At 69.2% G+C, this 12,919-nt stretch carries 13 protein-coding genes; 4 read left to right on the forward strand and 9 right to left on the reverse strand.

Annotation, left to right across the window (positions count from 1 at the left end):
* Genes ACTWQC_RS14230 through ACTWQC_RS14245 form a run of 4 tightly spaced genes read left to right on the forward strand, consistent with a single transcriptional unit; the run spans window position 1 to window position 4,791 of the window.
* The gene (locus tag ACTWQC_RS14230; RefSeq protein ID WP_443316016.1) at window positions 1–843 is read left to right on the forward strand and encodes a class I SAM-dependent methyltransferase; all 843 of its coding nucleotides are present in this window, start codon (window positions 1–3) and stop codon (window positions 841–843) included.
* A complete protein-coding gene (locus tag ACTWQC_RS14235) occupies window positions 840–2,624 on the forward strand; it encodes a CoA transferase (protein WP_443316017.1) in 1,785 nt (594 codons plus the stop codon). Before ACTWQC_RS14230 ends, ACTWQC_RS14235 begins: the two co-directional genes overlap by 4 nt.
* Complete coding sequence (locus ACTWQC_RS14240; RefSeq protein ID WP_443316018.1) at window positions 2,621–4,339, forward strand: class I adenylate-forming enzyme family protein; 1,719 nt, start codon at window positions 2,621–2,623, stop codon at window positions 4,337–4,339. The genes ACTWQC_RS14235 and ACTWQC_RS14240 overlap by 4 nt, the downstream gene beginning before the upstream one ends.
* Window positions 4,336–4,791 (forward strand): carboxymuconolactone decarboxylase family protein, encoded by a 456-nt coding sequence (locus tag ACTWQC_RS14245; RefSeq protein ID WP_443316019.1) that lies wholly within the window; start codon window positions 4,336–4,338, stop codon window positions 4,789–4,791. The genes ACTWQC_RS14240 and ACTWQC_RS14245 overlap by 4 nt, the downstream gene beginning before the upstream one ends.
* A 417-nt stretch (window positions 4,792–5,208) precedes the next feature.
* On the opposite strand, the gene ACTWQC_RS14250 is transcribed toward ACTWQC_RS14245, so the two are convergent.
* From ACTWQC_RS14250 to ACTWQC_RS14290, 9 genes are all read right to left on the reverse strand, one after another.
* The gene (locus ACTWQC_RS14250; RefSeq protein ID WP_443316020.1) at window positions 5,209–5,904 is read right to left on the reverse strand and encodes a DsbA family protein; all 696 of its coding nucleotides are present in this window, start codon (window positions 5,902–5,904) and stop codon (window positions 5,209–5,211) included.
* A 12-nt stretch (window positions 5,905–5,916) separates the two neighbouring features.
* Window positions 5,917–6,837 carry a thioesterase family protein gene (locus tag ACTWQC_RS14255; protein ID WP_443316021.1) on the reverse strand — a complete coding sequence of 307 codons (921 nt, stop codon included), beginning with the start codon at window positions 6,835–6,837 and terminating at the stop codon, window positions 5,917–5,919.
* Window positions 6,834–7,802: a beta-ketoacyl synthase N-terminal-like domain-containing protein gene (locus ACTWQC_RS14260; RefSeq protein ID WP_443316022.1), complete on the reverse strand. Its 969-nt coding sequence runs from the start codon at window positions 7,800–7,802 to the stop codon at window positions 6,834–6,836. Before ACTWQC_RS14260 ends, ACTWQC_RS14255 begins: the two co-directional genes overlap by 4 nt.
* A 107-nt stretch (window positions 7,803–7,909) precedes the next feature.
* Complete coding sequence (locus ACTWQC_RS14265) at window positions 7,910–9,109, reverse strand: beta-ketoacyl-[acyl-carrier-protein] synthase family protein (protein ID WP_443316023.1); 1,200 nt, start codon at window positions 9,107–9,109, stop codon at window positions 7,910–7,912.
* Between the two features lie 11 nt (window positions 9,110–9,120).
* The gene (locus ACTWQC_RS14270; RefSeq protein ID WP_443316024.1) at window positions 9,121–9,387 is read right to left on the reverse strand and encodes an acyl carrier protein; all 267 of its coding nucleotides are present in this window, start codon (window positions 9,385–9,387) and stop codon (window positions 9,121–9,123) included.
* A gap of 1 nt (window position 9,388) precedes the next feature.
* Window positions 9,389–10,324: a 3-hydroxyacyl-ACP dehydratase FabZ family protein gene (locus ACTWQC_RS14275; RefSeq protein ID WP_443316025.1), complete on the reverse strand. Its 936-nt coding sequence runs from the start codon at window positions 10,322–10,324 to the stop codon at window positions 9,389–9,391.
* On the reverse strand, window positions 10,321–11,058 hold the full coding sequence (gene fabG / locus ACTWQC_RS14280; RefSeq protein WP_443316026.1) for a 3-oxoacyl-ACP reductase FabG: 738 nt from the start codon (window positions 11,056–11,058) through the stop codon (window positions 10,321–10,323). The genes ACTWQC_RS14275 and fabG overlap by 4 nt, the downstream gene beginning before the upstream one ends.
* Entirely contained in the window at window positions 11,051–12,082 is a 1,032-nt protein-coding gene (locus ACTWQC_RS14285; protein ID WP_443316027.1) for a TIGR03617 family F420-dependent LLM class oxidoreductase, read from the reverse strand. The genes fabG and ACTWQC_RS14285 overlap by 8 nt, the downstream gene beginning before the upstream one ends.
* A gap of 149 nt (window positions 12,083–12,231) precedes the next feature.
* Window positions 12,232–12,708: a class I SAM-dependent methyltransferase gene (locus tag ACTWQC_RS14290; RefSeq protein WP_443316028.1), complete on the reverse strand. Its 477-nt coding sequence runs from the start codon at window positions 12,706–12,708 to the stop codon at window positions 12,232–12,234.
* Between the last annotated feature and the right edge of the window lie 211 nt (window positions 12,709–12,919).

Below are 12,919 nucleotides of genomic sequence, written 5' to 3' on the forward strand. Positions count from 1 at the left end.
GTGCGCCAGCGCCTGGCCGAGAACCCCGGGTACGTCTTCGACAACACCACGGTGCACAGCCGCGAACAGCACCACTGCCTCACGGCCGCCTACGACCCGATGACCCTTGAGCGGCTTGCCCAGACCGGTGTCGCTTCCGGATGGCGGTGTCTGGAGATCGGCTCCGGCGGCGGCAGCGTGGCGCGGTGGCTGGCCGAACGCGTGGCACCGACCGGAGAGGTGGTGGCCACCGACATCGATCCGCGCCACCTCACCGAGCGGCCCTGCCTCACCGTCGCCAAGCACGACGTGGTGACCGATCCCCTGCCTTCCGCCACCTTCGACCTCGTCGTCGTCCGCCTCGTTCTTCAGCACCTGCCACAACGGCTCGCGGTGCTCGGCAAGCTGGTGCGTTCCCTCAAGCCGGGCGGCTGGCTGCAGATCGACGAGCTGGACACCGCCTACGAACCGCCGCTGCTCACGCCCGACGAGCGCGCGCAGGAGCTGTACGAGACGTTCCTGCGCACCAAGACCGCCGTGATGCGCGCCGCGGGGGGCGATCCGCAGTGGGGCCGGCGCGTACCGGCCGCGATGCGCGCCGCCGGGCTCACCGGCGTCGACCCGCAACTGCGCCTCCAGTTGCGGCACGCCGGCTCGGCCGCCCTCCGGCTGCAGCTGCACCTCACCCACCACCTGCAGGACCGGCTGATCACCGCGGGCATGACCGAGCAGCAGCTCGACGAGGTGCGCGCGCTGATGCGGGACCCGTCCTTCTGCGCCGTCTCCAGCGTCATGTACTCGGTGCACGGCCGCCGCCCCCGGCAGGAGAAGGACGGCAAGGGCGGCAAGGGCGTGGTCTCGTGACCTCTTCCGTGCGGCAGTCCCTCCCTCACTCACGGCCTGGGAAGGCCGCCGACGTCGCGGCCGGTGTGGCCGCACGTGCTCTGGACCTGGCCGGTGCCGACGGGGCCGGGGCTGCGTCCGCCGGGCCCATCGGCTACGAGATCGGCTGGGCCGGCCCCGTCGACCTGCCGCTGTCCGACGAGCGGGCCGTGCAGGCGGCCTGCGGCATCATGCACGTACACGGCAGGGCGGCAGGGCGCCCCGCTCCCCTCGCCGTCGACTACGCCTCGACGGTCGCCGGCGTCCTCGCGGCCCAGGGCGTGCTCGCGGCCCTGATCGCGCGGTCCAGGGGGCTCGAGGTGACCGGCGTACGCACGTCGGTGGGCCAGGCGGCACTGCTCGCTCTCACGCAGTATCTTGCCGCGGCGACCGCCGCCGACGACGACTGGCAGGAAGAGCACGGGTCCGGTAGCCCCGCCTTCGCCTCGGCCGACGGCGTGCGCTTCGAGTTCGAGACCCTGGATCCCGAGCCGTGGCGGGAGTTCTGGCAGCAGCTCGGCGCCGATCCCGCCGACATCGCGCGCGGTTGGCCGCCCTTCCAGCAACGCTACGCCACTGCCGCCTGCCCGCTTCCGGCGGCGCTGCACGAGCTGGTGCGCGGCGAGCCCTTCACGGTGATCAGCGCAGCGGCTGACAGCGCGGGAGCCGCCGTCCTGCCCGTCGGGCAGGACCCGCACTCCCCGGTGGCCGCTAGGCCGTGGACACTCGCGCCCTCGCCCGAGCCGGTCCCCGGGGGGACCGACACACGGCCCGGCCCGCCGCCCCCGCAGCAGCGGCCGCTCGAGGGCGTACGGGTCATCGAGTCGGCGCGCCGCGTGCAGGGCCCCATGGCCGGGCACATCCTGCGGATGCTCGGCGCCGACGTCGTACGCGTCGAGCCGCCGGGGCGTGACCCGATGCGCGGCATCCCGCCGATCGCGGGCGCGTGCTCGGCCCGCTTCAGCGCGCTCAACACGGGCAAGTCCGTCACAGAGATCGACATCAAGTCGGCCGCCGGACGCAGCGCCGTGCACGAGCTGGTGGCCGGCGCCGATGTCTTCCTGCACAACTGGGCGCCAGGCAAGGCGGCCCAGCTGCGGCTGGACGCCGACGATCTGCGCCGCACCCGTCCCGGTCTGGTGTACGCCTGGGCCTCCGGGTGGCACGACGGCTCTCACGCGGCGAACGGCAGCGGTGCGGGCTTCGGTCCCGCACCACCCCCGGGGACGGACTTCCTCGTGCAGGCACACGGCGGCCTTGCCGCGGCGCTGCGGCCCGCCGACGAGGATCCGGCTCCCTCGCTGATGACGCTCACCGACGTCCTGGGCGGGCTGGTGTGCGCGCAGGGTGTGCTGGCCGCGCTGCTCGCCCGCGTACGCACAGGAGGCGGCGGGCGCGTGGATTCCTCACTCTTCTCCGCCGCCGCCATGGTTCCCCGCCCGCGCCGGCGGGTCGTGTGGGGAGTGCTGGACCGCCCGGTGCGCACCGAGGACGGGTACCTCGCGCTGGGTGGGGAGGCCCGCGCCTATCCCGGCCGGGTCGCGGCCGTCGCGGGGCTTGGCGCGTCGGCGGGCGCCGCGGGCATCGCCGCGCGGTTTCGTGCGCGCCCCACCGGCACCTGGCTGTCCCGGCTGGCCGAGGCGGGCCTGAGGGCCACGCCGGTGTGCACCGACCTTGCGGCGCTGGCCGACGACCCGCGGTTCAACCGGGCGCTGGGCAGCGCCGCACACGCCTTCCCTCTGGCTCCGTGGGGGTTCTCATGAGTGCCGCATGGCGGTCGACGAACGGCGTCGAGATCCGGGATCTCGTGCCGCCGCGGGACCGGCGCGCATGGGTCGCCCAGGGGCTGTGCCCCGGCCGCGACCTGTATGCGCTCTTCTCCGAGCACGTACGGGCCCACCCCGCGCGGGAGGCCGTGATCGACGCCACCGGACCGGTGGACTACGCGTCGCTGGATGCCGAGGTGCGGCGCATCGCCGCCCGGTTCGCCGGGGCCGGGCTCACCCAGCGGGACATCATCGCCCTCCGCCTGCCCAACGACCGCAGAATGGTGGCCACCGAACTCGCCGTGGCCGCCCTCGGCGCCGTCGCCCTTCCCTACCCCTCCGGGCACGGCAGCCGGGACACCCGCAGCCTGCTGGGCAGGAGCCGTGCGCGCGGCGCCGTCTTCGCCGACCCGGCCGACGTCGCCCTGCGGTCACAGCTACCCGACCTGCACGCGGTGTGGACCATCGGCGAGAGCCTGCCGGGCGCGCTGTCGCTCGACGCGCTGTCCGCAAGCAGGCCGTCCGCCGGTGGGCCGGGGCCGCACCGTCGCTGGGAGCCGCGCCCGGTCGCCCCCGAGGCGCCGGCGCGCATCCTGGTCTCCTCGGGCTCGGAGTCCGCGCCGAAAATGGTCGCCTACTCGCACAATGCCATGGCCGGGGGCCGCGCCCGCTACGTACGCGCTCTGCACAGCGGGGACGGACCGATGCGCAACCTCCTCCTCGCCCCGCTGGCCTCGTCGTACGGGTCCCTCGGCACGTACGTCACCATCGCGGCGCTCGGTGGCACCCTGCTCGTGCAGGACTCCTTCTCTCCGGCCACGGCACTTCGCATGATCACCGAACACCGTCCGACGCACATCTTCGGAGTGCCGACGATGCTGCGCCGACTCGCCGACCACCCGCCGGCTCCGGACGAGGACACCACGAGCCTGCGCGCGGTGGTCTCCAGCGCCGCTGCGCTGCCCCAGGCCACGACCGAGGCATGCCGCCGCAGGTTCAACCGGCCCGTGATCACCGTGTACGGGTCGGCCGACGGCGTGAACTGCCACACCGCAGCCACCGGCCTCTCACCGGAGAGCGGCACCGGCCTGCCCGACCCCGCCGTGGCGGCCATCCGCATCATCGACGAGCACGGCAACGCGCTGCTTGCCGGGCAGCCGGGCGAGGTCTGCGCCAAGGGCCCAATGACCCCGCTGTGCTACGTCGCCGATCCCGACCTCGACGCCCGCTACCGCACAGCGACCGGCTGGGTGCGCACCGGCGACCGCGGACTGCTGGACGAAAGCGACCGGCTGCACCTGCTCGGCCGGCTCAAACAGGTCGTCAAGCGCGGCGGCTACACCATCAGCCCGGCGGAGATCGAGCAGGAACTCGGCGCCCACCCCGCCATCGCCGAGGTCGCCTGTGTCGGCGTGCCGGACGCCGAGCTGGGGGAACGCCTGTGCGCGTGCATCCGTCAGGCGCCCGGCACGCCGTTTCTGATCCTGTCGTCCCTCACCGCATTCCTTGAGAAGGAGCGCGGTCTGGAGCGGCGCAAGCTGCCCGAACTCCTGCTGCGTGTGCAGAAGATGCCACTCATGCCGACGGGCAAGATCTGCCGCAGGACCCTCACCGCGCTCGCGTGCGAACGCTATCCCTGCCTGCCGGCCCGAGACCCCTCCTCCCCCTCCGCCTCTCCTCCTACCGGGCCCCGAGGGGTGAGCACACCTTGACGGACCGCCACGCCGTGCGCCTGGAACTCGACCGACTCACGCCCGGCCCCCTCGGCGCCCTGCACGGACTTGCGTCGGACAGCGCGGCGGAAGCGATCGCCTCAGGGCTCGACCCGCGCCTGCTGGAGCTGGTCCGGCTGCGCGCTTCACAGCTCAACGGATGCCGGTTCTGCCTCGATGTGCACACCCGGCAGGCACACATCGCAGGAGAGGGGGAGGCGCGCCTGCAGGCGCTCGCCGCATGGCGCGAATCGCTCCTGTTCGACGAGGGCGAACGTGCCGCGCTGGCACTTACCGAATCCGTGACCCTCCTGCATGATGGGCACGTCCCCAGAGAAGTCTACGAGCCAGCGCGCGCCCACTTCGACGACACGCAACTCGCCCATCTGCTGTGGACGATCGCGATCATCAACACCTATAACCGGCTCGCCCTCGCCGCAAGGGTCGGCTGACAGATCCGTTCCGTCCGTAGGTGGCCCCAAGCGCCACCCGCGGGTGGCGCTCGAGCGCAAGCAGATGCGGCACATCGTTGGCGAACCGGATGTGGCAACCACAGCGTCGTCCACACCCGACCGGAGCGGGAGGTCCCGCTCCTCCATCGCATCAGGGATGACAATTGCTCAGCGAGGCTGCACTTGCCGAAAACCTCGTCCACCCAGGTGGGAGGCATTCCGCGGACCGAGGAGAGCGACCGGACGGCCCGTCTCTCGGGCACGGCGGGTGCAGCTGTCGTCCGCGGTGGGGGCTTCGCCCGTGGTGCGCACGAACCGCTCCGCACGGATCCCTGGGAGCCCGAGGGCGAGATTCCCTCGGGCTACCCGACCATCGCCGAAAGCCATCACTCGTGAAGCCGGCAGGTGAATCCTGGCTCAGCCGCAGCCCCCGCTGGCATCTTCCCCGAAGGCAGGGACAGGCTCGACATCCGCCAACTCCCCCGCCGGTGACGGCCGCTGAGCCGGTTGCCGCCAGGCCGCCAGAAAGTCTGGCAGCCGGTCAATGCCCCAGTAGCGGTGAGGGCCGATACGGAAGTACGGGAAGCCGAAGATGTCCTCGTCCCATGCCCTCTGGAGGCAGTGGAGGGCTTCGGCCCGGACATCCGCATCGCGAAGCGCCTTGGTGGGCATGTCCGGGTCCAGCCCTGCCTCGAGGGCCAGGCGACGCAGGGTTTGGGGGGCACAGATGTTGCTCCCGCCTTCCCAGCGTGCAGTGACCATCGCCGTGTAGAGGCGCTCGTCCGCGCCTTGCGCGCGGGAGGCGAGCCACGTCAGGTTGGGCAGCTCCCAGTGGGGATTGCGGTCGATCGGCCAGGTGATCTTGAGTCCGTCGCGGCGGGCGAGACGTCGTACATCGGTGAGTACATAGCGGTGCTTGACCGAACTCATTTCGGCGTAGTGGAAGCCCGACTTGTGGGCTGCGAGTGCTGCGGTGAACTCCGTGTCGGGGTTCCAGATGGGGATGAAGTCGATGGCGCGGTGCATGTCGGGCCGGGCTTTGCGGAGGCGCTCGATCGCGAGCCAGCTGTAGGGGCTGCGGAAGCTGAAGAAGAGGACGGGTTTTGCGGGCATAACAGGGATCCGTCACCTTCCCCTCAGGGCGGCGGTGATGTCGTCGCCGAGCGTCAGGGCCTGCACGTGGACGTCACCTGCCTTGATGTAGCCGTGCGTGATGGTGGCTGTGGCCGTGTGGACGAGTTCACCGTCCCGTTCGGCGTGGCAGTCCATGCGGGCCTCGTAGGTGCGTCCCGCGCTGACGCCTTCCACGGCGAATGTGGTGTGGATGGTCTCGTCGATGTGCGCTGCGGTGAGCAGTTGTACGTGGACTTTGGAGACGACTGGTACCCAGCCGCGGTCTTTGAGGATGGTGACGATGCCGATTCCGCGTGCGGCGAGGAAGCGGTCGACGGTCTCTTCGAGCGTTCGGATGTAGCCGGAGTGCTGGACGCGATCGAAGTAGTGGCAGTAGGTGTAGCGCGCCTTCCATGACCACCAGAACCGTTCGGATCCGTTGGGGGCAAGGAGCACGCCCGGGTCTTCCCCCGCGGGCAGCGGATGGTTGTGGCGTTGGGCCGCCGCGGAGGTGTCCGCACTGTGCGTGAGGAGGGAGGCCAGGTCGTTCGGCAGGGTGGTGTGGGGGGCGGTCTTGTCGGGGGCGAACAGTTCCGCAGTCACCCGGGCTCGCAGGATGGTCACCTCAGTGCCATCGCGGTATGTGGTCAAGGTGACGGAGAAGTGTCCTGGTTTCCGTGCCCGTACGTACGCGGTGGCCTCGTCGTCGATGGTGAGGACGCGTACGAGCCGGGCCGAGGTGTCCACGAGCTGGAGCGCCAATCCATGCTCGTGCAGGAGGCGGTGGGGGCCGAAGCCGCGGTGGCGGAACCAGTCAAGGACTGCCTCTTCGACCAGGTAGAGCATGTGCTTGAAGCCGATGAGCGTGCCCATGTTGGCCCCCTCGTATCGGGGGCGTAGGGACGTTGCCAGGGCGTTCGTGGTCATCGTCATGACGCTCCGTTCGTCGTGGCTGCAGGGCGGCTCCAACAGCGGAACAGTGCAGCGCCTACGCCTCCGTCGCGATCCGCGCCCAGGAGTAACGAGTGCTCGCCGTCGCGGTCGGGGTCTTCGCGGTGCAGCGCCAGGAGGGCTGCCAGAAGCAGGCCGCCTGAGGCGGCGCGGCATTCGCCTGCCGTGTGCCAGGTCTGTACCGGCGGGGTGCCGAGTGCGTCGGTGTCGAGACCGCTCGCCAGGGCTTCATCGTCGGTGATGATGCGTGCCAGGCGGCTTGCATCGAGGTCCGCTTGGGAGAGGACCTTGGACACGCAGGCCGAGAGCTCCCGTGTTCGGGCCGCGGGCTCCGTGGCGAATCCGGTGGTTACGGCGAGGAGTTCCGCATCGATGTGCCGGCCCGCGGCCTGAGCCCGCTGTGTGGTTTCGACCGTCAGAACAGTGGCCCCTTCGCCAGGGGGTACGCCTCGGCGACCGCTGGGCTCAGCCAGGTGCGTGAGCCAAGCACTGTAGGGTGTGAACTCCTCCACTACACCGGCGAGCAGGGCGTCGGCATAGCCGCGGCGCAGGAGTGTGGCGCTGTAGCGCAGCACCCGCAGCAGGGCCATACGGCTGCTGGCGATGGTGGTGTTGGGGCCGCTGAGGCGGTAGTGGATCGCTGACTGTGCGGCAGCGTGGTTCATCACGGTGCTGGGGAACAGGGCGGGACTTCCGTGTTCGGGCCGTGGGTCGGTGAGTGTGACCCGGGTGTAGGAGCCTGCCGCGTTCAGGCTGCCTTCCCCTGATGCGATCACCGCTCCGATGCGGTCCCGGTTGGTGTCGTTGATCTCCAGGCCGCTGTCCTTGAGGGCCGTTCCGCAGGTCGTCAGGATCAGGTTGGTGCCGCGGCTGCGGAAGGCGGCGCCCTTGAAGCCGGTGCGCCGGCCGTCGAAGTCGGTGATGACGTGCGCGGTAGCGGTAGGCAACGGCTCATCGCAGAATGCCGTCACATCGTGGGCGTCCGCGACTTGCTGGGGAGCTGGAGTGGGTTGATGGGGGCTTAGGTATCCGATGCCGGTAATGGCGAGAGGTGTCATGTCAGGGCCCCCAGGATGGTGATGGCGTTGTTGCCGCCGAAGGCGAATCCGTTGTTCTGCACGATGCGTACCTGGGCAGGCCGTGCTGTGTTGGGGACAGGGTCCATGCCGTCAAGGTCCGGGTCCGGGGTGCGGTGGTTGATGGTCGGGGGCAGGCGTCCGTGGGTGAGGGCGAGCACGGAGGCGATGGCTCCGAAACCGCTGGCGGCGCCCATGGTGTGGCCCAGCATCGACTTGATGGAACTGGCCGGGGGGATCTTGGGCCCGAACACCTCGTGCAGGGCGGTGGTTTCGGTGACGTCGTTGGTCGGGGTCCCGGTGCCATGGGTGCAGATGTAGTCGATGTCGTCGGCGGTGACATCTGAGTTGCGGTGGGCCAGACGGATGCAGGAGGCGATGGCAGAGGACAGGGGTGCGACCGGGTGGTGTGCGTCGCAGTTGAGGCCGTAACCGAGGACTTCGGCATGGATGCGGGCGCCGCGGGCGCGGGCGTGGTCGAGGGTTTCCATCAGGAGCATGGAGGCTCCCTCTCCCACCAGGAGTCCTTCCCTGTCCCGGTCGAAAGGTGCGCACGCGGTGCGAGCGAGCGCTCCAAGGCGGAAGAAGCCGGCGTGGATGTAGCGGGAGACGGTGTCGGCGCCGCCGGCGAGCATGACGTCGGCCTCGCCGTCCGCGAGCAGATCGTAGGCGTATCCGAGCGTGTAGTTGCTCGCGGAGCAGGCGGTGCCCAGGGTGAGGGACTCACCTGAAACAGCCAGTTCGGTACTCACCGCGTGGGCGAGGCGTTCGGTGGGCAGTTGGCGAAGCAGGTCCGCCGCCTGGGGGGCGGCAGCGAAGCCGTGGTCGACGACGTGCTGAACGAATGCCTGCAGGGCTTGGGATTCGCCTGCGGTCGTGCCCATGACGACGCCGATGCGGTCCGGGGGAATGTCGTGCAGGGGCAGTTTGCCGTCCGTGACGGCAAGGCGGGCGGCCGCGGCGGCAAACTGGGCGGCCAGCCCCCAGCGTTGGGGATCGATGCGCCGCAGCAGTCGCCCAGGCCAGAAGCCGCGGACCTCCCCGCCGTTGGTACGGGGATGGTAGAGGCCGGGGTCGAAACTGGTGATGTGGGAGATGCCCGAGCGTCCGTCGAACAGGGACTCGGTGAAGGCGCCGATGCCGATGCCGATGCTGGAGACCGGTCCGAGCCCTGTCACCACAACACGTTTCATGAGGCCCTGGCGGAGCCGAGGTCGGCGACGATCGTGCGGATGGCGTTCACATTCCGCAGCTGCGGGACGGTCTCCTGCGGGATCTGGATACCGAAGCCGTTCTCAAGGCGTGCGGTGATCTCGATGAGCAGCAGGGAGTCAGCCTCGTAGTCGTCGATGATATCGCCGTCGTCGGCGATGTCCTCCACTTCGAGTTCGAGGACGTCGGCGACGATTCGACGGATGTCGTCGAGGGCTGGGGCGTGGTCGGCAGGCAGAGGCATGTCAGCTCCTGTGAGATGGGGTGGACATCTTGGAGGTGTAGGCCGTCGGGTCCTGGACGGTCATGACCAGCGAGCCGCTGGCGACGAGGTCGTCTCCGGCGTAGGTTTCGCCGCTGAGGAAGAACGTGGTGTCGTACATGGTCTGGTCGAGGCGGGCCACGTGACGCAGCACATCGCCCGGGTAGACGTTGCGGTGCGTGATGAACTGCCGGGCAGATGCAGTGGAGATCGTCCCCTTGGTGTCCACCGAGGACCGGGCGAGCAGCACCGCGCTTTGTCCCCAGGAGTTCACGACCAGGCCGGAGGGGTAGGCGTAGGCGTCCAGCGGGCGCCCGTCCTCGCGGCGGTGGAAAACGGGGTCGGAGTGGGTGATCGCCTTGAGGGTGTGGATGAGGCGTCCGGGTTCGTGCAGGACCACGCGGTCCACGAGCAGCATGGGGTCGCGGTAGGGGATCCACTGCATGAACTGCTCGGGCCCCAGGCCCTGATCGGGGCGGCGGGAGTTCGCGGCGAAGACCAGGTTCATTCTCACCAGGAGCTGGCCGTCGCTGCGGCGGAAGACCGCGTCGGCATGCATCGGGCCGCCGGGTTCCCAGGGCTGGACGACGGCCCGCAGCTGAATCTCGTCGCCGACGGTGGCCATGGCCTGGTAGCGGGCGGACTTGAGTTCGGCCAGGTCCAGGGAGCCCGTGGCCTTGGGGCCCTTCAGCCAGTTCAGGGACTGGCGGACCGCTTCGAAGTAGAACGAGCCGGGGAAGATATCGATCTGTTCGCGGGTGGACAGGGGCAGGCTGATGAAGGCTTCCTCTGGGCGTACGGTCTTACGGGCCTGCAGCACTGTCCTGTCGCCGTCGGCGACGGCACTGATGTGGTCCAGTGGGCACATGAGCGTGGGCTCGGCCGGTCGGCAGTCGGTTTTCCCGTGCGGCGTGGTCACAGTGCGATGCCTCCGTCCACATGAAAGACCTGCCCGGTGATGTAGGAGGCTCTCGGGGAGACCAGGAACGCTACGAGTTCCGCAACCTCCTCCGGGGCCGCAAAGCGTCGCATGGGGATGGCGGCCAGGGCCTTCTCGCGTGCCTTGGGCGAGATCTGCGCGGCCATGTCGGTGTCCACATAGCCGGGCGCCACGACGTTCACCCGTACTCCGGCCCCAGCCAGCTCTTTCGCGAGTGACCGGCTCAGGCCGATGATTCCGGCCTTGGAAGCGGCGTAGTTGGTCTGGCCTCGGTTGCCATATACGCCGGCGATCGAGGAGAGACTGACGATGCTGCCGGTTTTCCGTTTGGCCAGCAGAAACGCAGCCGTGCGGCACACGTTCCAGGTGCCGGTGAGGTTGGTGGCGAGGACGTCGTGCCAGTCCTGACGCTGCATCAGGGCGAGCGGACTGTCCCGGACGATCCCGGCGCAGTTCACGACGGTGCCGATCGGCCCGAGCCGTTCCTCCGCAGCCGCGACGAACTCTTCGACCTGATCGGCGTCCGCCACATCGACGGGGCGTACGAAGCAGGACCCGCCAGTCACGGCCAGCTCGGCCTCGGCGTGCTTGGCCCGCTCCGCGTCCCGGGAGCAGCCGGCGATGCGGTAGCCGTCTTCTAACAGCCGCAGAGCAACTGCCCGTCCGATGCCCCTGGACACTCCCGTCACCAAGGCAGTCAGTGTGTCACCCATGGACAGGGGCCTCCTCGTGCAAGTGGCGCAGAATACCGGCCCACACTTCCCGCTCAGCGCTGACGTCCGTGTCGTCCACCGACACACGGGTGCAGAAATCGCCATACCGCTCACGCAGCAACCGCGGCACCCCCTCGGGAGGAGCGACGATCGCAAAGTCGGCGAGCAGTTCCTCGTCGAAGGCCGTACCCATGGCCTCCCACTTACCTTGAGCCGCCAGACGAGCGAGTTCTGCTTGGAGGCCGACGCGCCCGTGGCTGTCCATAATGGCCCGGTACTCCGGGGTGGAGGCGTAAAAGGCCAGCTGACGCCGGATTAATCGGGAGGTCCGGGCAAGGGTGGCTTCGTCGGCCCCCGTGGCGATCCGAGGACTGACGACGATCTCAAGTTCGGCTCGGTGCCGCCCCGCCTCGCCCAGGCCGCGTTCCAGGCCCGGGAGGATCGTCCGGCGAATGTAGGCGGGCGAGGCGATACCGTGGAGAATCACGCCGTCAGCCAGCTCTCCCGCCAGCTCGGCCATCTTCGGACCCGTCACGGCCAGGAAGATCTTCGGGTGGCCGTAGTCGTGCGGCGGGGGCGTGAACATCGGGATCATCAGGTTGTGCCGGTAGTACTGCCCCCTGAAATCGAGGCGCCTGCCCAGGTTCCAGCAATCCCAAATGGCCCGCAGCGCCTGAACGTACTCACGCATCCTGGTCAGCACGGGATCGAACGGCGCCGAAAACCTGCGCTCGATGTGGCTCTTGACCTGCGGGCCAAGCCCCAGAACGAGTCGGCCTTTTGAATAGTGCTGTAGCTCTTGGGCCGTATATGCCAGCTGCATCGGGCTGCGGGTGAACGCCAGGGCGATACCCGTCCCCACCTCAATCCGTGTTGTGGTCGCCACGGCACGAGACAGGGACAGGAACGGGTCGCGTTTCCCCTCGGCCATGAATACGCCGTCGAATCCGAGCTGTTCGGCCTGCGCCGCCCAGCTCGCAGCCCTGTCCAAGTCCGGGACCATGGTGAGCGAGGTGACCTTCATCCTGGGGATCAGACCTTCCGCTTGTCTCAAGTCATTCCTGTGGTGCAAAAGACCATCACCGGAAAGTGGGGAGCAAAGGACAGGGAGCGCGCGCCATGCCCCTCGAAGGGCTCACGACTTGCTCGCTCATGCCGCCAGCCCCAGGACCCCTACATTCTGTGAAAGAGGGATCTTCGAGGAGTCTCGACGCCCCTGGCCCAGCGCAGAGCGGGATAGGGCGAGGAGTCCACCGAGTGGAAGTCCACGTCCTCGGCCAGGAGGATCCCCACGGGAGTGAGCCAGTCACGGATTCGCGCCAAGACCGCGGCCTGCTCAGCCACATGACACAAGACCATTCGGACATGGATCAGGTCGAAGGACCCGGCGGTGAAGTCGTCTTCGGTCACATCGTGGCGAAGGATTTTGAGGTGCGGTGCCTCCTGGGACGGGAAGCGCGTGTCCAGGTCCGTGGCAACCACAGCCCCGTGAGCGCACGTACGGGCAGGCCAGTGGGCGATGGAGCCCGCCCCCGCACCGACCTCCAGGCACCGCCAGGTCGGATGAACTCCGATCTCCTCAAGGCAGGCGACCGTGAACTGGTCCCAGACGCCCTCCAGCGCGCGCAGACGCCCAACTTCCGTCGTCATGCCGCGCCTGAGCGCGCCTGACTCATGGCAACTGCTCGTTCGGGCAGTAGGCATCACACCACCATCAACGGCTCACATTCTTCACTCAACAGCGCATAGGAGCAGGACAGGAGTGAGCAGACAGGCACAGCGCACTTTGCACGCCATACGTTGACCCACGCGCCGAACGAAGGGCGCGTGCGCCGCGCATACCGGCGGTCACGCCGCACAC

The organism is Streptomyces sp. 8N616, from assembly GCF_052246385.1.
Lineage (GTDB): Bacteria > Actinomycetota > Actinomycetes > Streptomycetales > Streptomycetaceae > Streptomyces.